21 protein-coding genes are annotated in these 24071 nt (G+C 65.3%); 11 read left to right on the forward strand and 10 right to left on the reverse strand.

Annotated features, from left to right (window positions below; translation table 11 throughout):
• Positions 1-2: 2 nt before the first annotated feature.
• The 8 genes from QX094_RS10060 to ugpB form a co-directional block, all read right to left on the reverse strand.
• Entirely contained in the window at positions 3-182 is a 180-nt protein-coding gene (locus QX094_RS10060; RefSeq protein ID WP_316173232.1) for a DUF4089 domain-containing protein, read from the reverse strand.
• 26 nt (positions 183-208) lie between these two features.
• Positions 209-2023, reverse strand: a complete 1815-nt coding sequence (locus QX094_RS10065; RefSeq protein ID WP_316173234.1) for an ABC transporter ATP-binding protein — start codon at positions 2021-2023, stop codon at positions 209-211.
• A complete protein-coding gene (locus QX094_RS10070) occupies positions 2020-2196 on the reverse strand; it encodes a hypothetical protein (protein WP_315751188.1) in 177 nt (58 codons plus the stop codon). The genes QX094_RS10065 and QX094_RS10070 overlap by 4 nt, the downstream gene beginning before the upstream one ends.
• A 4-nt stretch (positions 2197-2200) precedes the next feature.
• Entirely contained in the window at positions 2201-3103 is a 903-nt protein-coding gene (locus tag QX094_RS10075; RefSeq protein ID WP_315717106.1) for an ABC transporter permease, read from the reverse strand.
• Positions 3100-4113, reverse strand: a complete 1014-nt coding sequence (locus QX094_RS10080) for an ABC transporter permease (protein WP_315717105.1) — start codon at positions 4111-4113, stop codon at positions 3100-3102. The genes QX094_RS10075 and QX094_RS10080 overlap by 4 nt, the downstream gene beginning before the upstream one ends.
• A gap of 195 nt (positions 4114-4308) precedes the next feature.
• Positions 4309-5931 carry an ABC transporter substrate-binding protein gene (locus QX094_RS10085; protein WP_316187879.1) on the reverse strand — a complete coding sequence of 541 codons (1623 nt, stop codon included), beginning with the start codon at positions 5929-5931 and terminating at the stop codon, positions 4309-4311.
• Positions 5932-6154: 223 nt separating this feature from the next.
• On the reverse strand, positions 6155-7105 hold the full coding sequence (locus tag QX094_RS10090; RefSeq protein ID WP_316187880.1) for an aminoglycoside phosphotransferase family protein: 951 nt from the start codon (positions 7103-7105) through the stop codon (positions 6155-6157).
• Between the two features lie 2 nt (positions 7106-7107).
• Entirely contained in the window at positions 7108-8433 is a 1326-nt protein-coding gene (gene ugpB, locus QX094_RS10095) for a sn-glycerol-3-phosphate ABC transporter substrate-binding protein UgpB (RefSeq protein ID WP_316187881.1), read from the reverse strand.
• Between the two features lie 520 nt (positions 8434-8953).
• On the opposite strand from ugpB, the gene QX094_RS10100 reads away from it, so the two are divergent.
• The 10 genes from QX094_RS10100 (at position 8954) to QX094_RS10145 (ending at position 20474) form a co-directional block, all read left to right on the forward strand.
• Entirely contained in the window at positions 8954-10939 is a 1986-nt protein-coding gene (locus tag QX094_RS10100; protein ID WP_410052903.1) for an ATP-binding protein, read from the forward strand.
• Positions 10909-12654 carry a DUF3369 domain-containing protein gene (locus QX094_RS10105; protein ID WP_315717101.1) on the forward strand — a complete coding sequence of 582 codons (1746 nt, stop codon included), beginning with the start codon at positions 10909-10911 and terminating at the stop codon, positions 12652-12654. Before QX094_RS10100 ends, QX094_RS10105 begins: the two co-directional genes overlap by 31 nt.
• A complete protein-coding gene (locus QX094_RS10110; RefSeq protein WP_315717100.1) occupies positions 12651-13394 on the forward strand; it encodes a response regulator in 744 nt (247 codons plus the stop codon). Before QX094_RS10105 ends, QX094_RS10110 begins: the two co-directional genes overlap by 4 nt.
• 231 nt (positions 13395-13625) lie before the next feature.
• Positions 13626-14237 (forward strand): sigma-70 family RNA polymerase sigma factor, encoded by a 612-nt coding sequence (locus tag QX094_RS10115; protein ID WP_315773723.1) that lies wholly within the window; start codon positions 13626-13628, stop codon positions 14235-14237.
• Positions 14238-14605: 368 nt separating this feature from the next.
• Positions 14606-16012, forward strand: a complete 1407-nt coding sequence (locus QX094_RS10120) for a cytochrome ubiquinol oxidase subunit I (protein WP_315827940.1) — start codon at positions 14606-14608, stop codon at positions 16010-16012.
• A complete protein-coding gene (gene cydB, locus QX094_RS10125) occupies positions 16009-17019 on the forward strand; it encodes a cytochrome d ubiquinol oxidase subunit II (protein WP_315751177.1) in 1011 nt (336 codons plus the stop codon). Before QX094_RS10120 ends, cydB begins: the two co-directional genes overlap by 4 nt.
• Positions 17019-17144 carry a DUF2474 family protein gene (locus tag QX094_RS10130; protein ID WP_315827939.1) on the forward strand — a complete coding sequence of 42 codons (126 nt, stop codon included), beginning with the start codon at positions 17019-17021 and terminating at the stop codon, positions 17142-17144. The genes cydB and QX094_RS10130 overlap by 1 nt, the downstream gene beginning before the upstream one ends.
• A 111-nt stretch (positions 17145-17255) precedes the next feature.
• Positions 17256-17849 (forward strand): L,D-transpeptidase, encoded by a 594-nt coding sequence (locus tag QX094_RS10135; protein ID WP_315717095.1) that lies wholly within the window; start codon positions 17256-17258, stop codon positions 17847-17849.
• A gap of 66 nt (positions 17850-17915) precedes the next feature.
• Positions 17916-18953 carry an amino acid ABC transporter substrate-binding protein gene (locus QX094_RS10140; RefSeq protein ID WP_315827938.1) on the forward strand — a complete coding sequence of 346 codons (1038 nt, stop codon included), beginning with the start codon at positions 17916-17918 and terminating at the stop codon, positions 18951-18953.
• Positions 18954-20018: 1065 nt separating this feature from the next.
• On the forward strand, positions 20019-20474 hold the full coding sequence (locus QX094_RS10145) for a fasciclin domain-containing protein (protein WP_315717171.1): 456 nt from the start codon (positions 20019-20021) through the stop codon (positions 20472-20474).
• A gap of 215 nt (positions 20475-20689) precedes the next feature.
• Here QX094_RS10145 and QX094_RS10150 read toward each other — a convergent pair whose 3' ends face one another.
• The gene (locus tag QX094_RS10150; RefSeq protein ID WP_316187882.1) at positions 20690-21829 is read right to left on the reverse strand and encodes an acyl-CoA dehydrogenase family protein; all 1140 of its coding nucleotides are present in this window, start codon (positions 21827-21829) and stop codon (positions 20690-20692) included.
• A gap of 152 nt (positions 21830-21981) precedes the next feature.
• The gene (locus QX094_RS10155; protein ID WP_315717091.1) at positions 21982-23166 is read right to left on the reverse strand and encodes an acyl-CoA dehydrogenase family protein; all 1185 of its coding nucleotides are present in this window, start codon (positions 23164-23166) and stop codon (positions 21982-21984) included.
• Between the two features lie 153 nt (positions 23167-23319).
• Between QX094_RS10155 and QX094_RS10160 the strand changes: the two genes are divergently transcribed.
• Positions 23320-23865, forward strand: a complete 546-nt coding sequence (locus QX094_RS10160) for a carboxymuconolactone decarboxylase family protein (protein ID WP_315827936.1) — start codon at positions 23320-23322, stop codon at positions 23863-23865.
• Positions 23866-24071 lie beyond the last annotated feature (206 nt).

Below are 24071 nucleotides of genomic sequence, written 5' to 3' on the forward strand. Positions count from 1 at the left end.
AACTAAGCGGTGAAGACACTGGCAGGCTCGGCTTCATCAGGCAGGGAGAATTCGTCGACCAGCTCCGCCATCTTCAGCGAGACCTCGAGATTGGCGCGGATGGCCGGGCGCCACGCGTCCTCGATCGGCAGAGCCAATGCACGCCCGACGGCGTCGATGTAATCGTCCAATGGCTCCGCCATCAGCTTTTCTCCTCAAGCTTTCACGCTCAATGCGCCGGCAATGGCGGGTGCGGAATCGCCGTCAGCAACTCCCGCGTATAGTCATCCTGCGGATGACCTAGCACACGTTCGGAGGTGCCTTCCTCGACGATTCGACCCGACCGCATCACGATCACACGATCGCACAACAGCCGCACGACATTCAAATCATGGGAGACGAACAGATAGCTCATACCTAACTGCCGCTTGAGGTCCTGCAGGAGATTGAGCACGACCGCCTGCACGGAGACGTCGAGCGCCGCCGTGGGCTCGTCGAGGATGACGAGCTTCGGGTGCAGTGCGATGGCGCGCGCGATACCGACGCGCGCCTTCTGGCCGCCCGACAATTGGTGCGGAAAACGGTCGAGCAGATTGAGCGGCAGGCCGACCATGGTGGCGAGCTCCTCGCAGCGGGCACGAAGCGCGTCGCGGCCCTTGATGTCGCCGAGCTGCAGGATCGGATCGGCGATGGCACGCGCCGCGGTGAAGCGCGGATTGAGGCTGTCGGTCGGATCCTGGAACACCATCTGGATCCGGCTGCGCAGCGGCAGCCGGGCAAAGGCCTGCGGCAGGATGTTGCCGATCTCCTCGCCATCGAAGCTGATGCGCCCCGAGGTCTGGTCGAGCAGCCGCATCACCATCATCGACGCCGTCGACTTGCCGCAGCCGGATTCGCCGACCAGGCCAACGCTTTCGCCATGACCGACCGTGAAGCTGATGCCGTCGACGGCGCGGAACATCTCCGGCTCGACCGCCGGCCTCCGTCCGAACAGTTTCGACAATGTCGCCGAGGCGCCCTGGCGCGGATATTCCTTAACCAGCTTGTCGACGAGGAGAAGCGGCTTGGCGCTGCTCGCACTCCGCTCGCCCTCCGCACTCCGCTCGTCACCCCCGGGCTTGACCCGGGGGTTCATCACCTGGAGCGACTCTTGCGAAGATGGATGGATGGCCGGGTCAAGCCCGGCCATGACGGAGGCTGTGTGTGACGGGGCTGCCACATCCTCCTCCGGCAGCAGATCGCGCAAGGACACGCCGAGGCGCGGCGTCGCGCGCATCAGCTTGCGTGTATAGGGATGCTGCGGGTTGGCGAAGATGTCGGCGGCCCTGGCGGTCTCGACCACCCGGCCCTTCTCCATCACCACGACGCGATCGCAATAGGCAGCGGCGAGACCCAGATCATGCGTGATCAGGATCGTCGACATGCCCCGGCTCTTGGTCAGCTCGAGGACCAGGTCCATCACCGCCTTCTGCGTGGTGACGTCGAGGCCGGTGGTCGGCTCGTCGGCGATCAGGAGCTGCGGGTTGCAGGCCAGCGCCAGCGCGATGACGACGCGCTGGCACATGCCGCCGGACAATTCGAACGGATAGGCGTGGTAGCGCTCGCGCGGACGCGCGATCTTGACCTGCTCGAGCGCGGCGATCGCCTTCTCGGCGCGATCGGTCGCGGCCGCCTGGACGTGCTGCTTCAGCACATCCTCGATCTGCTGGCCCACTTTCCGGATCGGATTGAGCGCCGCGCGCGGGTTCTGGAAGATCATCGAGATTTCGCGGCCGCGCAGATCGCGCATCGCGCTTTCCTCGGCCGCCCTGACGTCCACGCCGGAGAACATCACCGATCCCTCGGCGATGCGCCCGGCGCGGTCGAGGATGCGCATCACCGCATAGGACGTCACCGACTTGCCCGAGCCGGATTCGCCGACGATCGCGAGCGTCTCGCCCTTGGCGACGGAGATGTCGACATGCTGCACCGCCTTGACGATACCGCGGCGGGTGGAGAATTCGACCGTGAGATCGCGAACGTCGAGCAGCGGCTGGGCGGTCATCCGTGGCTCCGCTTGTTACGACCGTCATGCGCGGGCTTGACCCGCCTGCGGGGCCGAAGCCCCTTCGGCGCGGCGAAGGCCCGCGCGTCCATCACACTGACGAAGGTGTTCTTGAAGGGATGGATTGCCGGGTCAAGCCCGGCAATGACGGAGTCGTTTTGTGGTGCGCTCATCGCCTTACGTCCTGCGCTGCGGGTCGACGATGTCGCGCAGGCCGTCGCCGAGCAGGTTGAAGCAGAACACCGCGATCATCAGCGCGAGACCCGGGAACAGCGCGATCCACCATTCGCCCGACACCATGAACGAGGCGCCCTCGGCAACCATGATGCCCCATTCCGCCGTCGGCGGCCGCACGCCGAGGCCGATGAACGACAGGCCTGCGGCATTGAGGATGGCGTAGCCCATGGTCAGCGACATCTGCACGATCATGATCGGCATGATGTTCGGCAGGATGTGGCCGAGCAGGATGCGCAGCTCGCTGTTGCCCGACAGCCGTGCCGCCTGCACGAAGCCGGCGTTGCGGCGGACATTGGCCTCGGCGCGTGCCACGCGCGCATAGAGCGGGAAATTCACGATCGCGGTGGCGATGATGATGTTCTGCACGGTGTTGCCGAGCGCGGCGACGATGCCCATCGCCAGTACGAACAGCGGGAACGCCATGATCGTGTCGGCGATGCGGCCGACGATGCGATCGGTCCAGCCGCCGAAGAAGCCGGCGGCGACGCCGGCGAGACCGCCCAGGAAGAACACCAGCGCGACCGAGGCGATCGCGATGAAGGTGTCGAGCCGGGTCGCGACCACAACGCGGCTGAAGATGTCGCGGCCGAGCTGATCGGTGCCGAACCAATGCGCCGCCGACGGCGGCTTTAGCGCGGACGCGGTGTCGCTGGCCAGCGGATCATAGGGCACGATCCACGGGCCGAAGATGGCTGCAAACAGGATCACGACCAGGAGGCCGAAGGCGAAGCCCGTCACCTTGTTCTCGGCCAGGACATAGCGCGTGTGGCCGATCAGGGCTGTCAGTCCCGACGTCCGCGAGGGAACGGCGGCAGGCTCGACGGTCGGCGCGACAGTGCTCATCCTTCCAGCCTCACGCGGGGATCGATGACGCCATAGAGAATGTCGATGACGAGGTTGAGGACGACGTACATGATCGCCATCGTCAGCACGAAGCCCTGCACCGGCGCGAAGTCGGAGGCGATCAGCGCCTCGACCGCATAGGAGCCGATGCCGGGCCAGGCGAACACCTTCTCCACCAGCACGTTGGCGCCGAGCAGGAAGGAGAACACCATCGATAGCGTGGTGATGACCGGCAGCATGGCGTTGCGGAACGCATAGGTCACGGTGACAGTCGCGGGCGACAGGCCCGAGGCGCGCGCCGTGCGGACGAATTCCGACGACAGCACCGACAGCATCGAGGCCCGCGTCATGCGCGCGATCGGAGCCAGCGAGAAGATCGCCAGCGTCGCGGCGGGCAGGATCAACTGGCTCAGCGCCGAGCGGAACGCCTCGCCGTCACGCGCGATCAGCGTATCGATGAGGTAGAAGCCGGTCACGGGGTTCGGCGCGCTATAAAACACGTCGAGCCGGCCGAGCGGCGCCGGTGACCAGCCGAGCCGGAAGTAGAACACATACACCAGCACCACCCCGGTGAAGAACACCGGCAGCGAGACGCCCGCGGTCGTGACGATACGGCAGGTATGGTCGATCCACGACCCCGGCCGCGTCGCCGCGAGCACACCGAGCGGCAGCGCGATCGCGACGGATACCAACAGACCGAGCAAGGTCAGCTCGGCCGAGGCCGGCAGGCGGTTGCGAATCTCGCTGGCGACCGGCTGGCCTGTGGTCAGCGAACTGCCGAGATCGCCATGGGCGAGATCGACGGTGTAGCGGAAGAACTGCTCGACCAGCGGCTTGTCGAAGCCGAGCTTCTTGCGGATCTGCTCCACCGCCTCCTTGGTGGCGGCGGGGCCGGCAAAATACGCCGCGGGATCGCCGGGCAAGGCGCGCGTGAGCAGGAAGGTGACGATCACGACGCCGATCAGCGACGGGATCGCGAACGCGAGGCGCTTGGCGATGAGGCTCAGCATGAGCAGCCCCCTGCCCGAATTGGCCCAGACCTGTCCGCGCGGCGCACTCGGCTCCCTCCCCCCTTGTGGGGGAGGGCTGGGGAGGGGGGTGGACCCAGACGGCAGTGGGTGTGGCTACCCCCCTCCCTGCCCCTCCCCCACAAGGGGGGAGGGAATGAGAGAGCTCGGCCCATATTACATCCCCCCATCACTGTCTCACCCCTTCACCAGAGCCCGATAGTCGAGCCTACGGTGGAACCAGTACTGATAGCCGGAGATGTTCTTCTGCATCGCGACGTTGACGAACGGCTGATACAGCGGAATGCGTGGCACCTCGGCGAAGGCGAGATCGACGAAGCCCTTCACGTCGGCATCGTACGTCGCCTTGTCCCCGGCCGCGGCGGCGTCACGCGCGCCGTTGATGAGCTTGTCCATCTCGGGCGACTTGTAGCTCATCGTGTTGAACACGGAATTGTTGCCGTGATAGCACCAGTAGAAGAAGTATTCGGGGTAATCGAGCCAGCCCGAGAAGATGTTGGTGAAGAGCGGCATCTCCTTCTTGTTCAGCTCGGTGCGCCAGTTCGCGCCGGGCACCTTGTTGATGGTGGTCTTGATGCCGAGCTGGGCGAGGCTCTCCTGCACCAACACGCACAAGGGCTCGTTGACCTGTGCGAAATTGAGATCGAAGGAGATCGTGGTTTCGAAGCCGTTGGGGTAGCCGGCTTCCGCCAGCAGCGCTTTTGCCTTCTCCATGTCGGTGAAGTACTTGGTCGGCTGCGGCCACGCCACCTCGGTCGCCTTATCCGCCGGCGCACCGAACATCGGATTGGCAAGGCCGAACATCACGGCATCGATGATCTTCTGATAGGGCATTGCATAGGCGAGCGCCTGCCGGACCTTGGGATTGTCGAACGGCGGCTTGGTGACGTTCATGCCGATATACTGGATGCCGTTCGAGATCGGCAGCGAGATCACGGTATGCTTGCCGTTCGACTTCATCTCCTGGAAGTCCTTGTTCGGCAGCTCATAGGAGATGTCGGCATCCCCGCGCTCGAGCAGCGCGCGCCGGTTGCCGGCCTGCGGCACCATGCGCCAGATCACACGCTTGATTTTCGGCAGCGGACCGCACACCCAGTCGTCGTTGCGCTCCATGATCACTTCGGTACCGGCGGTCCACTTCGTCACCTTGTAGGCGCCGGAACCAGCGGTCTGCTGCTTGGTATATTCGAGCCCCCACGGGTCTTTGTCGGTCGCGTTCTTCTTCACGAGCTCCGAGTTGACCACGCAGGGGACGATGACGGCGAGATCGGGGATCGTCAGGCGGTCCTTCTTCAGAAAGTCGACGCGCAGGGTGTGGTCATCGACGATGACGAACTGCTCGGTCTTGGTCAGCGAGCCGGCGCTCATCTGGAAGGTCGGGAAGCCACCGACGCTGACGGCACGATCGAGCGACCACTTCACGTCCTTGGCCGTGACCGGCGTGCCGTCGTGGAATTTGGCGTTCTTGCGCAGCTTGAAGGTGGCGGACATGTCGCCGATGGTCATGTCCTCGGCGAGTTCGGGCTTGAACTTGTCGCGGTCGTAGTACGGCACCCCGCCCGGGCCGCTCTTCATCTCGTGGCTGATCAGGCGGTCATAGCAGTTCCAGGACACCTCGTAGCCCGGCACGTTGGTGCCGACGCCGTGGATGTCGAGGTTGTTGGGACCGCCTTCGGACACGATCAGCAGCGTCTCGGACCGCGCGTCGGCCTTGGCGGAAGACATGATGGCCGGCGCCATTGGCAGCGCCGCCCCCGCAGCCAGACCGGACACGGATTTCAGAAAATCGCGACGCTTCATCAAATGCTCCCGAGGATAACGACTGTCGGGAACAGTGGTCGCAAGCTTCGTGCCAAGCCCGGCCGAAAGCTAAGCTATTGAAATATCGAGGGGCCTTCACCGAGCGGCACAGCTCAGCGCCCCCAATTGCATACAAAGCTGCATATTTGCTGAGTTTATAATCACCTCAGCTGGCCTGCGACAGATTTACGCAACGCCTGTTGGACCGCCGCCCCGGTTGGGATCACTCCGGCCAGATCAGCGCCTGCAGCTCGTCGAAGTCGCGGACCTTGGCCGGCCAATCCGGAATGCAGATGTGGCGGAGCGGATCGCTGTACTGGTGCAGCAACAGCAGGACCAGCAGCCGTCGCTTCAGCTGCCGGTCGATGTCCTCCAGCGCAAATCCGTAGCCGTCGAACAAGGCACGCACGCGCCCGGGATGACCCGCTGCCATGAAGGCGCTCGGCCCGAGCAGATCATACTCGCCAAAACCGGTCATGACGTCGCCGAAGTCGAACAGCCCGCTCAGCTGCCAGCCATCACCGCTGCGCGTGACGAGTAAGTTCTCCGGAATGTATTCACCGGTCAGGATGACCGGCGGCGGATCCTGCGGCAGCAGTGCTGCGGCCTCGCGCAGGAGATCGTCCAGCCCGGCGAGAAGCGTCGGCGGCAAGCCGAGCCGCTGATGGCGTGCATGACATCCGGCCATCTGCATCCGCAAGAAATCCGACCAGCGCGGACCGAGCGCCAGCAGCTCGCCAGGCGGGACCCGCTGCACGGCGGCGATCAGACGACCGACCTGCCTGAGCAAGAGCTGCTTGTCCCACTCCGGGAGTTGCCGCCACACATCCGAAGCAGGCATGCCGCCGAGCCTGGTCATGATCAGATAGCACCAGCCGTCGCGCTCCCCTTCGTGTCGAAGGTCGGGGGTACGGACGTCGCCGACGCCACCGGCGAGCACGCGCAAGGCCGCCCGCTCGGACTGAAACTTGCCGCGATGAAACGGCGGGAAGACCTTCAGGATCAGTCCGTCGTTCAGCGCGAGGACCAGATTGGTGCCCGCCGCGAACGGAACCAGCCGCGCGTCGTCGTAGCCATGGCCGCGCGCAATATCGCGTGCAGCCGGCAGCCAGCGCGTCACGTCGGCACGGAGGCGCCGGAGCTGCGCGCCATCGGCGACCGGTGGCAACGTCATTTTCAGCGATCCGGGCTCGCGCGCTCGAACTGGCGCAGCAGACGGTTGCCGCGGTCGACGGCGGCATCGAGCGCCGCCTGCGCCGGTTTGCGGCCGCTGAAGGCCTGCTCCATCTCGTCCTCGATGGCATCACGGATCAGCACGAACGAGCCGAGCCGCAGTCCGCGCGAATTCTCCGTGGGTGGGTTGAGCGTCACCTGCTCGATCGAGATCGCGGCTCCTGGATTGCGGTCGTAGAAGCCCTGCGCGCGCGTCAGATCGAAGGCCGCCTGCGTGATCGGCAAATAGCCCGTATTCTGGTGCCAAGCGGCCTGAACATCGGGCCGCGACAGATAGACGAAGAACTTGGCCACGCCCTTGTACTCGGCCGCGGGACGGTCGCGGAGCACCCACAACGTCGCGCCGCCGATGATCGAATTCTGCGGCGCGGCCGCAACGTCAGGCCAGTACGGCATCATGCCGTAGCCGACCTCGAACTTCGAATTCGCCTTGATGTCGGCGCGCGTTGCCGAGGAGCCGATGAAGATGCCGCACTCGCCCTTCTGGAAACGCGGCTCGGCAGCCTGACCGCGGCCGCCATAGTCGAACACCTTGCTCTTCTGCCATTCCGCGAGCTGGGCGATGTGCCGCGTGACCTGCGGATTGTTGAACGTCAGCACGGCGTCCAGTCCGGCAAAGCCGTTGGCCCGCGTGGCGATCGGCAGATTGTGGAAGGCCGAGAAATTCTCCACGTTGATCCAGGCCGGCCACGACGTCGTGAAGCCGCAGGCGACGCCGTTGTCGCGCAGCCGCCGGGCAGCCTTGCCGAGCTCGGACCAGGTCTTCGGCGCCACGCCCGGATCGAGCCCGGCCGCGCGAAACTGATCCTTGTTGTAGTAGAGGATGGGCGTGGAGGCGTTGAACGGAAACGACAGCATGTTGCCGTCGGCGTCGGCATAGGTGCCGGCGATCGCGGGCAGATAGGCCGACGGCGAAAAGCTCTCCTGCTCGTCGCGCATCAACTCGTAAACGGGATAGATCGCGCCCTTGGCCGCCGTCATCGTCGCGGTCGCGATCTCATTGACCTGCACGATCGCCGGCTGGCTGCGCGAGCGGAACGCGAAGATGGCCGCCGTCACGGTCTCCGTATAGCTGCCCTTGTAGCTCGGCACGATGCGGTAGTCGGACTGCGACGCGTTGAAGTCGGCCGCCAGCCTGTCGACCTGCCTGCCGAGCTCGCCCGACATCGCATGCCACCACACGATCTCGGTCGCGGCCTTGGCCGTGCTTGCGCCAACAACCGTCCAGAGCAGGATTGCAAACGAAACAGAACGCAGAAGGACCGTCACCAGGAGGCAACTCCAATCCGATGAATGAATAGGCCCGGGCTGAGATCGCAATCGGACCGAAAAATCAGGCCCAGCAACCCAAGGCTGCAACAAACTATCAGCAAACCATTGACGCGTATCGCTTTGGCGTCAGAATGGCCTTATAGCACCTGTTCGGGAGTGCATTGAACCTTTTCATGTCCGGGCCGACCTCATCATCAGGGGGAAAAGTGTTGCCTGTGTACCGCGCCCATCTTTCGTCGATCTCGAGAGTGGACGTCACGCCGGTGCTGATGCGCGCTGAGGCGGGCGCGCGGTACCGCTCGTCCCTTTCACGCCCATCATGCTCGGCGGCGCGACTGGCTGCGCCGCAGCATACAGGCCCGGCTGCGCGCGGCAGAGCGGACGCAGGCAGGCTCCGCACGACCGGCCCGAGGTAGCGATCGTGGCGCGATCCGAGCAGCGGAAATCCGTCGCGCGGCCGCTCGGTCTGGCGGTCCTGGGGCGGGCACGGATCGTTCGCGCGCTGCGGGCGGTTCCGATTCGCTGGCGCATCCTCTCGATCGCCGCGCTCAACTCGGCTGTCGTCATCGTTCTGGCGGCGCTGATCTGGAACGGCGCGACGGTGCTGGGCACGGCCTGGGACGACGTTCGCCAGGTCCGGGAATCCGACAAGGTGCTGGCCCTGCTCGAAAGCGAGACGAGCCGGCTGCAGAACCTCATTCATCGCTACATCAATCAGCCGAGCCCGGAGCTGTTCGCCGAGATCCTGCTGCTGCGCGAGGCCGTGCTCGGGACGCTCACGACGCGCGCCTCGACCGACCCGATGCTGTCGGGGTCGGTCGAGGAGCTGGAGCGCGTCACCGTGCGTTTCCTGGACGGCTTCGGCGAGCTGCGCAGTCTGCAGGGGACGATCTCCAAGACCTATGACGAAGAGGTTCTCGGCCCCGCCCGCGACATCGCCGGGCTCTATTCGGTGATCGAAGGCGCGACCGGCCATCGCGACGCGCAGATCTGGCCGTCACTCGGCAAGTCGCGCGAGGCCTTCACCGCCATGCTGGTCGCGGCCAACTCCTACTACCTGTCGCTCGCGCCCGCCTCCGCCGAGGACGCGCGCCGCAACACGGAGACGATCGAGAAGACCATTCCGGTGATGTCGAGCCTTGCGGACAATGATCTGCAGCGGCTGGCGCTGCAGCGGCTGTCGGCCCGGACCGCGGCGCTGCGCGCGGGATTCTCCAAGCTCACCGATCAGCTCACCAACCGCACCGAACTGCTGCGCAACACCATCGATGCGAGCCAGGCCGAAACCATCGGCGCCATCGACGGCCTGTCGGTGAAGATGCGCCAGCACGAGCAGAAGGCGCAGGCGACGTTCGATCGGACGTTGAAGGACATCTCGCGCCGCGTCCTCTCGATCGCGGTGATCTTCCTGGGAGTCATCCTGTCCGCGGGCGTGCTGATCGCCTTGTCGATCCGGCTGCCGCTGCAGCAGATCATGGCCTCGATGCGCGCAATCATGCTGGGCGACTACGACCGCGAGGTCCAGGGCACCGAGGCGCGCGACGAGGTCGGCGCGATGGCCCGCGCCGTCGAGACCTTCCGCGAGAACGCGATCGCCAAGCGCAAGACCGAGGACGAGTTGCGCACCGCGAAGGAAAAGGCCGAGAGCGCGCTGCTCGAGCTCAATGCCGCGCAACGGAATCTCATCGATGCCGAGCGGCTGGCGGCGCTGGGCGGGCTGGTCGCCGGCGTCGCCCACGAGGTGAACAACCCGATCGGCATCAGCCTGACGGTGGCCTCCAGCTTCGCACGCCGCGTCGAGATGTTCGAGGCCGCGCTGCGGTCGCCCGAAGGCGGCCTGCGCCGGTCGCAACTGGAGGAGTTCGTGCGTTCGTCGCGCGATGCGTCCGAGCAACTGGTCGCCAACCTGCAGCGCGCCGGCGAGTTGATCCAGTCGTTCAAGCAGGTCGCGGTCGACCGCTCCCATGCGGAGCGACGGGCCTTTGTCCTGAGCGAGGCGACCGATCAGATCATCACCAGCCTCAAGCCGGTGCTCAAGCGCGCGCCGATCACGCTGGCGGTCGATGTCCCCGAGGGGCTTTTCATCGACGGCTATCCCGGGTTCTACGGTCAGATTCTCACCAACCTGTTCCTCAACGCCGTCAACCACGCCTTTGCCGACGGCCGCGCGGGCACCATCTCGATCACGGCGCGGCCGCGCGGCGCGGATGACATCGAGATCATTTTCGCCGATAACGGGGCCGGCATGCCCCCCGACGTGCAGCGCCAGGCCTTCGATCCGTTCTTCACGACACGCCGCAACGAAGGGGGAACGGGTCTCGGGCTGCATATCGTCTACAATCTGGTGACGCAGCAGCTCGGTGGCCGCATGATGCTGGAATCCCGCGAGGGACAAGGCACCACCTTTCGGATTATCATGCCGCGGGTCGCCAAGGGCGGCGCCGAGACAGCAATGGGTGACGGAACGACGCAATGGCCGAACAGGACGATGTCCTCCAACTGATCGAGGATACCGGTTTCGACGAGGACGACGGTTCGGCCCGGAAATGGAAGATCGCCGTCATCGACGACGACCATGCCGTGCACGAGGGCACCCGCTTTGCGCTGTCGGATTACAGCCTGAACGGCCAGGGGCTCGAAATCCTGTCCGCCTATTCGGCGGCCGAAGGCCGCGCGCTGATGCGGGAGCACACCGACATCGCGGCCGTGCTGCTCGACGTCATCATGGAGACCGACGTCGCCGGGCTCGAGCTCGTCGAATACATCCGCAACGAGATCAAGAACGAGACCGTCCGCATCATCCTGCGGACCGGGCAGCCGGGCCAGGCGCCGGAGCGGCGCGTCATCGTCCAGTACGACATCAACGACTACAAGGCCAAGACCGAGCTCACCGCCGACAAGCTGTTCACCTCGCTGACGGCAGCGCTGCGCAGCTACCAGCAGCTCGAGCGCATGGTGCAGACCCGCCGCGGCCTCGAGATCATCATCGACGCCGCGTCGACGCTGTATGATTTCAAGTCGATGCAGCGGCTGGCCGAGGGCGTGCTGACCCAGATCGCGTCGCTGCTGAACGTGGATTGCGCGGGGATCCTGGTGCTGCGCGACGACGGCAGCCAGACCGACGATTTTTCGGTGCTGGCCGGCTCCGGCTGCTACAGCCGCTTCTCCGGCGCCGTCACCTCGCGCTCGCTCGATCCGGATCTGCGCGACATGGTCGAGGCCGCCTTCAGGCAGCGCAGCAACGAATTCGCAGACCACCGCACCGTGCTCTATGTCCGCACCGGCTCGGGGCGCGAAGTCGTGGTGCTGCTGCAGGCGGAGCGGCCGCTGTCCGAGACCGACCGTTCGCTGGTAGAGATCTTCTCCAGCCGGCTGTCGATCGCCTTCGACAACGTGATCCTGTATCAGCAGCTGCATGAGGCCAACACCCAGCTCGAGGACCGCGTCGCCCAGCGCACCCGCGCGCTGATGCAGGCCAACCGGCGGCTGTCGGCGCAATGGCTGCGGCTGCAGCGCGCCAACGGCTTCAAGAACGAGATTTTGGGCACCGTCGCCCACGACCTGAAGAATCCGCTCGGCGTCATCCTCGGCCGCACGGAGATGCTGACCGAGCTGATCGCGACCGGCGCCTCCGCCGACGGCATCACCAGCCAGGTCGGACATATCCGAGATGCTGCCAGGCGGCTGACGTCGATGGTCGACCACCTGATCTCGGATGCGATGGCCGACGCCTTCGACATCACCATCCGCCGTGAGCCGGTCGACATCGCTGCCCTGGTCCACGAGGTGGTCGAAGCCAACCAGCCGCTCGCGCTCAACAAGCAGCAGGTCATTGCCGTGTCGGCGCCGCCGCATCTGTCGACCATGTGCGACATCGACCGGATCCGCGAGGCGATCGACAACCTCCTGAGCAACGCGATCAAGTACAGCCCGATCGGTGGCAGGATCACCGTGAACGCCGCCGATGACGGCGACAACACCATCATCGCCGTCACCGACCAGGGCGCCGGGCTGTCGCCGGAGGATCTCGGCCGCCTGTTCGGCCGGTTCCAGCGGCTGTCGGCCAAACCGACCGCGGGCGAGAGCTCGACCGGGCTCGGCCTGTCGATTGTCAAACGCATCGTCGACATGCATGGTGGCGAGGTGACGGCCAGGAGCGAAGGGCCGGGATCCGGATCGACCTTCACCATCACACTGCCGGCGGCCGAATTGTCATGAGTCAGAGCCAGCACATCATCATCGTCGACGACGAGGCCCCTGCCCGCGAAATGGTGGGTGATTACCTCAAGATGCACGGCTTCAGCGTGACGCTGTGCGATGGCGGCAAGAGCCTGCGCAGCGCCATCGAGACCGGCCCCGCAGATCTCGTCGTGCTCGACCTCAACATGCCCGAAGAAGACGGCCTGTCGATCATTCGCGATCTCAAGGGCCGCACCAACATCCCGGTGATCATGCTGACGGCCACCGCCAGCCCGATCGACCGCGTGGTCGGGCTTGAGCTTGGCGCCGACGATTACGTCGCCAAGCCGTGCGAATTGCGCGAATTGATGGCCCGGATCCGCTCCGTGCTGCGCCGCAGCGGACCGGCCAAGGCTGCGGCGGCCGTCACGGAGACCGCTCCGGCCCAGGCCAAGGACCCGCAATTGGTGCGGTTCGGCACCAAATGGCTGGATCTCGATGCCCAGGCGCTGCGCGATGACGAAGGCAACGAGCACCCGCTGACGGCGTCCGAGTTCGGCCTGCTCAAAGTCTTCGCCGCCAACCCGAAGCGGGTGCTGTCGCGCGAGCGGCTGCTGGAGCTCGCCAATGCCCGCGATGCGGAGGCGTTCGATCGCGCCGTGGATCTTAGAATCATGCGCATCCGTCGCAAAATCGAGCCCGATCCGACCAAACCGGCCGTGATCCGGACCATTCGCGGCGGCGGCTACCTGTTCTCCCCGGCCGGCGAGAAGGCCTGAGGACAGCCGGCCGGCGGCGGCGAAAGCAGCCTCTGTACCCGCATTCCGTTCCGTCTCTTGGAATTGGGCACAATTCCGCCACGACTGTTTCGCGATGTGCGGCGCGACGAAACATTTCCGCAGGCGCACGAAACCATTTTCCTGTTTTCGTGCAGACGTCCCGAAACGGGCACTCCTTAACAATCCATCCCGTCGAAACGCCGCAAGGGGGCGGCGGAACGGGAGAGTGCCATGCAGAACGTCGTTGCCATCAATTCCGCAGCCAGCCAGGGCATCATCGCCGCCCAGGCGACCACGGACGGCATGCTCCTGGAGAGCATTGCCGATGGCGATCGCACCGCGATGCACACGCTTTATGCGCGTCACAATGTGCGGGTCTATCGCTTCATCCTGCGCATCGTCCGCGACACCACGATCGCCGAGGACCTCGTCAGCCAGGTGTTCCTGGACGTCTGGCGCACCGCCAAGCAGTTCGAGGGCCGCTCGCAGGTCTCGACCTGGCTGCTGTCGATCGCCCGCTTCAAGGCGCTGACCGCGCTGCGCCAGCGCCGCTTCGAGGACATCGACCAGGACGAGGTGCGCGAGATCGCCGACGACTCCGACACCCCGGAGACCTCGCTCGAGCGCTCCACCACCAGCGCCATCCTGCGCGCCTGCGTCGCCAAGCTGTCGCCGGCGCATCGCGAGATCATCACCCTGATCTACTACCATGAGAAGTCGGTGGAGGAGGTCGGGCAGATCATCGGCATTCCGCAGAGCACGGTGAAGACGCGCATGTTCTATGCCCGCAAGCACCTGGCCGAGCTCCTGCGCTGTGCCGGCGTCCACAGCCTCGCCGCCTGACCAAGCTTCATTCTCGTCGGGGCTGCGGTCCCGGCGGGTTCCAAAGACGACGACGCACGAAAATCGCCGAACGAAACAATTGAAACAATCGGCGAAATCACCTGGAAAATTTCCGCCGCTAGAACGTTATCCATCAGCCGAGCCTCAGTCCCCCAGCTGATCTCGGTTTGGAGCGAGCAAATTCAAGGATACCTCCACCTTCCAAGGTTGCTCCGAAGACCCGGCGGATGCCCCCGCCGGGTCTTCGTCGTTTGGGACCGCTCACCCCGCCAATAGGGCGATTTGACCATTTGATATCGCGCGTTGCCGGTGCAATCTTCCGTCATGGGGCGGTGCTACAAGCCCCACGGCAATGACGGACGGTGCTGATGTTCGGTTTGGATGCGGTTGAGCTGGCGCGCGCGCAGTTCGCCTTCACGGTCACCTTCCACATCATCTTCCCCGCCTTCTCGATCGGGCTCGCGTCCTACCTCGCCGTGCTCGAGGCGCTGTGGCTGTGGACCGGCCGCGACGTCTATCTCAACGTCTTCAATTACTGGCTCAAGATCTTCGCCATTACCTTCGCCATGGGCGTCGTCTCCGGCATCGTGATGTCCTACCAGTTCGGCACCAACTGGTCGGTCTATTCCGACAAGGTCGGACCGGTGATCGGCCCGCTGATGGCCTATGAAGTGCTGACGGCGTTCTTCCTCGAGGCCGGCTTTCTCGGCGTCATGCTGTTCGGCCTGAAGCGCGTCGGCCCGAAGCTGCATTTCCTGGCCACCCTGATGGTCGCCGTGGGCACGCTGATCTCGGCATTCTGGATTCTCTCGGCCAATTCCTGGATGCAGACGCCGGCGGGCTATGCCGTCAACGCCGACGGCCAGTTCGTCTCGGTCGACTGGCTCGCAGTCATCTTCAATCCGTCCTTCCCCTACCGCCTCGTGCACATGGTGCTGGCGGCCTATCTCACCACCTCGCTCGTGGTCGGCGCGGTCGGCGCCTGGCATCTGCTGCGCAATCCGCATCTGCCGGGCCCGCGCGTGATGTTCTCGATGGCGATGTGGATGGCGGCGCTGGTGGCGCCGCTGCAGATCCTGGTCGGCGATCAGCACGGCCTCAACACGCTCGAACACCAGCCGGTGAAGATCATGGCCATGGAAGGCCATTTCGAGAGCCACAAGGACGGCGCGCCGCTATACCTGTTCGGCTGGCCCGACCAGGCCAAGGGCGAACTGAAATGGGCGCTCGGGATCCCCAAGTTCGGCTCGCTGATCCTCAAGCACCAGATCGACGCGCCGATGGCCGGGCTCGACACCGTGCCGCGGCAGGACTGGCCGCCGGTGCCGATCACCTTCTGGTCGTTCCGCATCATGGTCGGCCTGGGCCTGCTGATGCTGGCGCTCGGCCTGTTCAGCCTGTGGGAGCGCTGGCGCGGGCGGCTGTACATCAATCGCGGCCTGCACCGCTTCGCGATTGCGATGGGACCTGCGGGATTCATGGCCGTCATGGCCGGCTGGATCACCACCGAGACCGGCCGGCAGCCGTTCACCGTATACGGGCTGCTGCGCACCACCGATTCCGTTTCGCCGCTCGCGGCCCCGGCCGTGGGTGCCTCGCTGCTCGCCTTCATCATCGTGTATTTCATCATCTTCGCTGCCGGCGTGCTGTACATCCTGCGCCTGATGGCCGAGCCGCCGCATCCCGGCGAGCCGGGCCCGAGCAGCGAGCAGCCGGTCCGCACTGCCGGCATCACGCCGGCCGCCGGCGTCGTGCAGGGAGTGGTCGGATCATGAGCGTCGCCATCGATCTCGCCACCCTCTGGGCCTTCATCATCGCGCTCGCCGTGTTCATCTACGTCGTGATGGACGGCTTCGATCTCGGCCTCGGCATCCTCTTCCCGCTGTTTCCAGGCAAGCAGGACCGCGACGTCATCACCAACACCGTCGCGCCGGTGTGGGACGGCAACGAGACCTGGCTGGTGCTCGGCGGCGGTGGCCTGATGGCCGCGTTCCCGCTCGCTTATTCCATCCTGATGCCGGCGCTGTATGCGCCGCTGATCGCGATGCTGGTCGGCCTGATCTTCCGCGGCGTCGCCTTCGAATTCCGCTGGCGCACCCGCGCCACACGCAATCTGTGGGACATCGCCTTTGCCGGCGGGTCATGGGTCGCGGCGCTCGCGCAGGGCATCGCGCTCGGCGCCATCCTGCAGGGCGTGCATGTCGAGGGCCGGCACTATGCCGGCGGCTGGTGGGACTGGCTGACGCCGTTCAGCCTCCTCACCGGCGTCTCGCTCGTGGTCGGCTACGCGCTGCTCGGCGCAACCTGGCTGATCCTGAAGACAGAGGGCGACCTGCGCGACAAGGCCTATCGCATCAGCTGGGTCCTGCTGTTCGCGATGCTGCTCGCCATTGCCGCCGTCAGTCTGTGGACGCCGCTGCTCACGATCCAATATTCGGACCGCTGGTTCAGGTGGCCGGCGATCATTCTCACCGCGCCGGTGCCGCTCGCCGTCGTCGGCGTCACCGTGCTGATGATGAAGAACCTCGCCCAGAGGCACGATAGCTGGCCGTTCTTTCTCGCACTCGCGCTGTTCTTCCTCTCCTACGCGGGCCTCGGCATCAGCATGTATCCCTACGTCGTGCCGCAGAGCATCACGATCTGGCAGGCGGCAGCACCCGAACGCAGCCAACTGATCATGCTGCCCGGCGTGCTGGTGCTGGTGCCGCTGATCCTCGGCTACACCGGCTGGGCCTATTGGGTGTTTCGCGGCAAGGTCGGGCACGACAGCGGCTATCATTGATGCCCGCTCCCGAGCCCGCGTCCCTCGCGAAGCGCCTCGCCTGGTTCGTTGCGCTCTGGCTCGCCGGCGTGGCGACCGTCGGCGCGGTGGCCTTCCTGCTGCGGCTCTGGATGAAGCTCGGATGACAACGGGTGCGCCCTGCGCTCACCTTGACTTTGCTGCGAATATGCTCCTGAAATTTGACGGGTGGATTTGATCGGGCAAGCTTCGCAGGGGTCCGTTGAGGAGAGCTTTGAATGCCGAGTTTCCGTCGCCTGCTTTGTGCGGCCAGCGCCATCATCGCGCTGGCGCTGTCCACATCGCATAGTTTTGCCCAGTCCGAGGACCCCGGCGATCAGCCCGGTCTCGTCGCCGATGACGGCTACGAGCTCGATCCCGAATGGCGCAAGCAGGTGGTCTATTTCCGCACCACCGAGCCGCCGGGCACCATCATCGTGTCCACCGCCGAACGCCACCTCTATCTGGTGCAGCCGGGCGGACGTGCCATCCGCTACGGCATCGGCGTCGGCCGTGACGGCTTCCAGTGGCAGGGGCTGCTGTCGATCACCAAGAAGGCCGAGTGGCCGGATTGGACGCCGCCGCCGGAGATGATCCAGCGCCAGCCCTATCTGCCGCGCTTCATGGCCGGCGGCCCCGGCAATCCCTTGGGCGCGCGCGCGATGTATCTGGGCACCACCGTGTACCGCATCCACGGCACCAACCAGCCCTGGACGATCGGCAGCAAGATTTCCTCCGGCTGCTTCCGGCTGGTGAATGCCGATGTCGCCGACCTGTTCGACCGCGTCCCGGTCGGCACCAAGGTGGTCGTGCGGCAGAAGCCGGAACTGTGACGCCGGCGCCCGCCGCCGGACATTCAGCCATCGCTTTGTCCTGAGATTTTTCGAAAGAGATTGACCATGCGCACTTTCCGAGGCGGCCTGCTGATCGGGCTCGCCGTCGCCGTCCTCGTCGCGGCGCTCGCCGTCACCTATGAGATGTACGACACCCGCACCTTGAAGCGGACCATCCGCCGCGGCGAGGTGTTGTGCGGCGTCAATGCCGGCCTGCCCGGCTTCTCGATTCCCGATGACAAGGGCAATTGGAGCGGCTTCGACGTCGACTTCTGCCGCGCCGTGGCGGCCGCGATCTTCGATGATCCGAAGAAGGCGAAGTTCGTGCCGCTCGACGCCAATGAGCGCTTCAAGGAGCTGCAGAGCCGCAAGGTCGATATCCTGTCGCGCAACACCACCTGGTCGATGGCGCGCGAGCAGAACTACGACCTGTATTTCCCGGCGGTCGCCTATTACGACGGCCAGGGCTTCATGGTGCCGCGGTCGCGCAAGCTGGAGACGGCGCTCGACCTCAACGGCAGCAGGGTCTGCGTGCAGGATTCCACCACCAACGCGCTTAACCTCGGCGACTATTTCCGCACCAACAACATGAAGTACGAGGAGGTGAAGTTTCCCAAGCTCGACGACGTCATCAAGGCGTATGACAGTGGCAAGTGCGACACCTTCACCGCCGACGTCTCGCAGCTCTACGCGCTGCGCCTGACGCTGTCGAAGCCCGGCGATCACGACATCCTGCCCGACCTGATCTCCAAGGAGCCGCTCGCGCCCGTGGTGCGCCAGCGCGACGACGACTGGATGATGATCGTGAAGTGGACGCTGTACGCGATGATCAATGCCGAGGAACTCGGCGTCACCTCCAAGAACATCGACGAGGCGCTGAAGTCGAAGAAGCCGGACGTGATGCGGCTGGTCGGCAACGAGGGCAGCTACGGCGAGGATCTCGGGCTGACGAAGGACTGGGCGGCGCGAATCATCCGCCACGTCGGCAATTACGGCGAGGTCTATGAGCGCAACGTCGGCAGCGAGTCGAAGCTGAAGATCCCGCGCGGCATGAACCAGCTGTGGAACGCCGGCGGCGTCCAGTACGCGCCGCCGATCAGGTAGGACGCCGGTCGGAATTGTCGGCTTCGCTTCGACGGGTCTCACACCTCTCGCGACACGAACGGTGCACCCTCTCTCCTTGTGGGAGAGGGTGGTTTCGATGCGCAGCATCGAAACCGGGTGAGGGGTTGCCACGAACTCAGACCTGCATTTGCCGCACCAGGCCCTTACCCAAGCAAGCTTGGAGTTGGCTTCTGTGTAGCCCTCTCCCACAAGGGGAGAGGCGCATTCATATGCACCGCGAGGGCTGATTTTCCGGTGCTTAGAGCAGAACAAACATCATCATCCCCGCGACGTCTTCCGCGCCCGAGCTTTGCCAAATTCTCCACCCTCCGAAAATCGAGGGCGCAGGGAAGGCCAGGTGCCGACTGGCACCTGCGGTCCGCCTGCTTAAAAAAATGCAGGCGGCAGAACCACAGGCTCAGCCGGGACAACCCGGCCTTCCCTGCGCGATGGTGTTAACGCTTATGGCGCGCTCTCCTCGGTGTCCGGCTTGTTAGCCACCGTCGCCGCCCGGGATCATCCCCCGTCGACTTGACGCCAGCATCGGGGCGCCAGGACCACGCGCTTTCACGTCCGCATCGCTATCGTTCGTCGGCGCGATCACTCGCGCTGCGATCCGATGCGTCCATCGCGTCACTGGCCCACGTTTCGTAACGATCGCGAAGCGTCCCTCTTGCGGGCCGTGACGGCGGGGAATGTGCGGCTGATTTGCCCGACGAGACAACGCCCGTCGGGTTGCGACAAAATGGCCCGACGGGCACTGCGGATGCTCCCGCAAAGCAATTAGTCCCGCGGATTCATGGCTCTCGCGCGATCTGTCCGGGAGGCTCGGGGAGCCGCTCACGAGTTCGTGAACTCATTCTCAAATCCAGCCAATCGCAGCGATCGTAACGAGCCTGACCAATCCGGTCGGGTGATGCGCCCCTGCACAACAGGGAGAACAAGGGGGACCAAAATCCCTTTGCGCATCAGCCAACTCATCAGTTCAGTTCACAGGGAAAAACTCGAATGACGCTGGGATTCCGTTCGTTCGTGGCCGGCGCGTTGATGCTGGGCGCGCTCTCCATGTCAGCAGCCGCGGCACGTGCCGCCGATATCGTCGACACCGCCGTCGGCGCCGGTCAGTTCAAGACGCTCGTCGCCGCCGCCAAGGCCGCAGGTGTCGTGCCGGTGCTGAAGAGCAAGGGTCCCTTCACCGTATTCGCACCGACCGACGCGGCGTTCGCCGCGCTGCCGCCGGGCACCGTCGAGGATCTGCTCAAGCCGAAGAACAAGGGCAAGCTCGCCGCGATCCTGAAGTATCACGTGATCCCCGGCGCGGTGAAGGCCGGCGACGTCGCCGGCAAGAAGCTGAGCGTGAAGACGGCGCAAGGCCAGCCGGTGGCCGTCGACGGCACCTTCTTCGGCGTGCAGGTCAACGACGCGCATGTGGTGCAGGCCGACGTCATGGCCTCGAACGGCGTCATCCACGTCATCGACAAGGTGCTGCTGCCACCGGCCAAGACCGCGATGCATCATTGATCGAATGAGAGCGCGCCATCGGTGATGGCGCGCTCCTTTTTTGCAAACTCTGCTGTTGTCGTCGATAGTTACTGTCGTACGCCGCGAAGGCGGGGTACCCAGTACGCTGCGGCTTGTCGGTCAATCACAACTCTCTCAGCGTACTGGATCGCCCACCTTCGCGGACGATGACAGCTGAGCGTGGGGAGACGGCAGGTGCCGACAAGCGGCCTTGCTTAGTACCCCCTGAGCTGAGCCAGCTGCGCTGCGTGATAGTTCGCATCGCCGAGCAGCTCCTCACAGACGCGGGCGCGCTTCATGAAGAAGCCGATGTCGAACTGGTCGGTCATGCCCATGCCGCCATGCATCTGCACGCCCTCCTGCACCGCGCGGGTCGCGGTCGCGCCCGCGCGGGCCTTGGCGACGGCCACGGCGGCCGTCGCGCCGGCGGAATCGGCGTCGAGCGTCTGCAGCGCCTTCAGCACCGCGGCGCGGGTGATCTCGATCTCGATATAGAGCTGCGCGGCACGGTGCTGCAGCGCCTGGAATTCGCCGATGGCCTTGCCAAACTGCTTGCGTTCCTTGAGATAGGCAACGGTGCGGCCGAACACCTCCTCGCTCAGTCCCACCATCTCGGAGGCAACCGCGCCCCGGCCGAGATCGAGTACGGCGCTGAGCGTGGCCGCGCCACCATCGACCTCGCCGAGCACGTGATCCGCGGTGACCTCGACGTTGTCGAGCGTGACCCGCGCGGCGTTGTGCGCGTCGACCATGATGGTGCGTTCGATCGCCACGCCCTTGGCCTTGGGATAGACCAGGAACAGCGTGAGGCCATCGCGATCGCCAGGCGCGCCCGCACTGCGCGCGACGACGAGCAGGAGATCAGCGACGTGGCCGTCGACCACCATCGCCTTGGCGCCGTTCAGTTTGAAGCCGTTGCCGGAGCGCACGGCCTGCAGGGCGGTGTGCAAAGGACGATGCTTGGCGCCTTCGTCGAGCGCCAGCGCGGCGAGCAGCGCGCCGCTGGCGATCTTCGGCAGATACTCGGATTTCTGCGCCGCCGAGCCGGCGCGGGCGAGCGCCGAGGCTGACAGCACCGACGTCGCCAGAAACGGCGACGGCATCAAGGTGCGGCCGATTTCCTCCATCACGACGCCGGCTTCGACCGCGCCGAGGCCGGAGCCGCCGTGCTCCTCCGGCACGAGCAGTCCGGCAAAGCCCATCTCGGCGAAGGTGGCCCAGAGCTGGCGCGAGAAGCCGGTCGCGTCGCGATCATCGCGCAGCTTGCGCAGGTGCGCGATCGGTGCGTGATCGCTGATGAGGCCGCGCGCGCTGTCGCGCAGCATGGATTGTTCTTCGGTGAGGAGGAGAGGCATGGGAGATCCCGTTGCAACGATGGCAATCAATTTTGGTCTTGTCATTCCGGGATGGCCCGAAGGGCCGGGCCCGGAATCCATACTCACGATCGTGGTTATGGATTCCGGGCTCGCCGCGTCGCGGCGCCCCGGAATGACGGCGTGGGTGCGAACTACGCCCCCGGCAGATCGAGGATGCGCTTGGCGACGATGCCGAGCATGACCTCGGAGGTGCCGCCTTCGATCGAGTTGGCCTTGGTGCGCAGCCAGGCGCGGGGACGCGCGCCTTCGTGGGAGCGCTCGCTCTCCCATTCGAGCGCGTCGATGCCGCCGGCCGCCATCAGCAGCTCGTGGCGACGCTTGTTGAGCTCGGTGCCGTAGTACTTCATCGCCGACGAGAACGCCGGATGCCCCTGTCCCGCCTTGGCGAGATCGACCATGCGCTCGGCGGCGGCGGCAAGCGCGGCCTCGTCGACGTCGAAGGTCGCGATGTCCGCACGTAAGAGCGCGTCGTCGAGTCGCCCCTGCGCATCGCTGCCGACGGAATCCGCCGCGACCTGGCCGAGCGGCCGGCTGCCGCCGCGCTCGCCCATGCCGGAAATCATCGCGCGCTCGTGCTGCAGCAGGTACTTCGCAACGTCCCAACCACGGTTGACGGTACCCAGCACGTTCGCCTTGGGCACGCGGACATTGTCGAAGAAGGTCTCGCAGAATGGCGAGCGGCCGGAGATCAGGAGGATCGGCTTGGTCGACACGCCCTTCGACGTCATGTCGAACAGGATGAAGCTGATGCCGTCATGCTTCTTCGCCGCCGGATCGGTGCGCACCAGGCAGAAGATCCAGTCGGCGTAGTTGGCATAGGAGGTCCAGATCTTCTGGCCGTTGATGATGTAGTCGTCGCCGTCGCTCTCGGCCCGCGTCTGCAAGGAGGCGAGATCGGAGCCGGCGTTCGGCTCGGAATAGCCCTGGCACCAGCGGATGAGACCGGCGGTGATCTTCGGCAGGTGCTCGCGCTTCTGGTCGTCCGTGCCGTATTTCAGCAGCGCCGGCCCGAGCATCGAGATGCCGAACGAGGTGATCGGCGCGCGCGCCCCGATCGCCGCCATCTCCTGGCGCACGATCTTGGCCTCCTCGCCGTCGAGACCGCCGCCGCCATATTCCCTGGGCCAGTGCGGCACGGTCCAGCCCTTGTCGCGCATGCGCTCGAACCAGACGCGCTGCGGCTCAGAGGAGAATTTTGCATTGCGGCCGCCCCAGAACGTGTCCTCCTCGGAGGTCATCGGCCGGCGCATCTCCGGCGGGCAATTGGCCTCCAGCCAGGCCCTGGTTTCGCGGCGGAATGTGTCGAGATCGGCCATGCCAAGTCCTCACGCGTTTCCATGATTGCTGTCTTTGAAACGACCTAACCTCAGCCCGTCAGTGAATTCAACATCGATGTCGCCGCGGGCGCCCTCGCCTTGCCAAGCGTTCTATGGTCATGATGCCGCCGCGTGAAATACGAGGAAACGAACATGCGCCTGAAACTTCTTTCGCCTGGCGAAATGAGCGCCGACCAGCGCCAGACCTATGACGAGTCGATCGCCAGCAAGCGCGGCTCGCCGCCGCCGCCGATGATCGCCTGGCTGAACAGCCCGGAGATGGCGCGGCACGCGACGCGGCTCGGCGCCTTCCTGCGCTACGACACGGTGTTTCCGGCAGCACTCTCGGAGATCGCGATCCTGGTGACGGCGCGGCATTGGACCGCGCATTACGAATGGTACGCGCATAAGCGTCTGGCGCTGGCCGGCGGGCTCGACATCAAGATCATCGAGGACATCCGCGACCGTCGCACGCCGGAATTCTCCGAGCCCAAGGCACAGATGATCTACGACGTCGCCAAGTCGCTGCATGAGGGTCATGGACTGACGGATGCGCTCTACAAGGAGGCGATCGCGCTGCTCGGCGAACGCGGCCTGGTCGAGATCATCGGCCTGTGCGGCTACTACACGATGGTGTCGATGACGCTGAACGCGTTCGAGTTCGACCTGCCGGAGGGCGAGGTGTCGGAGTTGAAGTGAGAAGCGCGTGAGCTGCGATGCGCCGCTGTCGCCACGATGCCGGTGCACTCCCCTCCCCCTTGCGGGGAGGGGTCGGGGGTGGGGGTCTCCGGGCGCTGCGCGAAGTGAGGTGCGACCTTATCAATCTGCACTGCTATCGGCTCTCAAGGCTGGGCATCCACCGCTCGGCCGAGCGAGAGACTTTGATCCTTGTAATCTGAGAGAGC

The organism is Bradyrhizobium sp. SZCCHNS1050, assembly GCF_032484785.1.
Lineage (GTDB): Bacteria > Pseudomonadota > Alphaproteobacteria > Rhizobiales > Xanthobacteraceae > Bradyrhizobium.

Excerpts from the sequence above, each read along its gene's own strand:
- QX094_RS10135 (WP_315717095.1), top strand. The coding sequence starts at position 17,256 with ATGCCGAGTTTCCGTCGCCTGCTTTGTGCGGCCAGCGCCATCATCGCG.
- QX094_RS10080 (WP_315717105.1), bottom strand. The coding sequence starts at position 4,113 with ATGCTGAGCCTCATCGCCAAGCGCCTCGCGTTCGCGATCCCGTCGCTG.
- QX094_RS10160 (WP_315827936.1), top strand. The coding sequence starts at position 23,320 with ATGCGCCTGAAACTTCTTTCGCCTGGCGAAATGAGCGCCGACCAGCGC.
- QX094_RS10130 (WP_315827939.1), top strand. The coding sequence starts at position 17,019 with ATGCCCGCTCCCGAGCCCGCGTCCCTCGCGAAGCGCCTCGCCTGGTTC.
- QX094_RS10115 (WP_315773723.1), top strand. The coding sequence starts at position 13,626 with ATGCAGAACGTCGTTGCCATCAATTCCGCAGCCAGCCAGGGCATCATC.
- QX094_RS10110 (WP_315717100.1), top strand. The coding sequence starts at position 12,651 with ATGAGTCAGAGCCAGCACATCATCATCGTCGACGACGAGGCCCCTGCC.
- cydB (WP_315751177.1), top strand. The coding sequence starts at position 16,009 with ATGAGCGTCGCCATCGATCTCGCCACCCTCTGGGCCTTCATCATCGCG.
- QX094_RS10075 (WP_315717106.1), bottom strand. The coding sequence starts at position 3,103 with ATGAGCACTGTCGCGCCGACCGTCGAGCCTGCCGCCGTTCCCTCGCGG.
- QX094_RS10140 (WP_315827938.1), top strand. The coding sequence starts at position 17,916 with ATGCGCACTTTCCGAGGCGGCCTGCTGATCGGGCTCGCCGTCGCCGTC.
- QX094_RS10105 (WP_315717101.1), top strand. The coding sequence starts at position 10,909 with ATGGCCGAACAGGACGATGTCCTCCAACTGATCGAGGATACCGGTTTC.
- QX094_RS10085 (WP_316187879.1), bottom strand. The coding sequence starts at position 5,931 with ATGAAGCGTCGCGATTTTCTGAAATCCGTGTCCGGTCTGGCTGCGGGG.
- QX094_RS10145 (WP_315717171.1), top strand. The coding sequence starts at position 20,019 with ATGTCAGCAGCCGCGGCACGTGCCGCCGATATCGTCGACACCGCCGTC.
- QX094_RS10150 (WP_316187882.1), bottom strand. The coding sequence starts at position 21,829 with ATGCCTCTCCTCCTCACCGAAGAACAATCCATGCTGCGCGACAGCGCG.
- QX094_RS10070 (WP_315751188.1), bottom strand. The coding sequence starts at position 2,196 with ATGAGCGCACCACAAAACGACTCCGTCATTGCCGGGCTTGACCCGGCA.
- QX094_RS10090 (WP_316187880.1), bottom strand. The coding sequence starts at position 7,105 with ATGACGTTGCCACCGGTCGCCGATGGCGCGCAGCTCCGGCGCCTCCGT.
- QX094_RS10060 (WP_316173232.1), bottom strand. The coding sequence starts at position 182 with ATGGCGGAGCCATTGGACGATTACATCGACGCCGTCGGGCGTGCATTG.
- QX094_RS10065 (WP_316173234.1), bottom strand. The coding sequence starts at position 2,023 with ATGACCGCCCAGCCGCTGCTCGACGTTCGCGATCTCACGGTCGAATTC.
- QX094_RS10120 (WP_315827940.1), top strand. The coding sequence starts at position 14,606 with ATGTTCGGTTTGGATGCGGTTGAGCTGGCGCGCGCGCAGTTCGCCTTC.
- QX094_RS10155 (WP_315717091.1), bottom strand. The coding sequence starts at position 23,166 with ATGGCCGATCTCGACACATTCCGCCGCGAAACCAGGGCCTGGCTGGAG.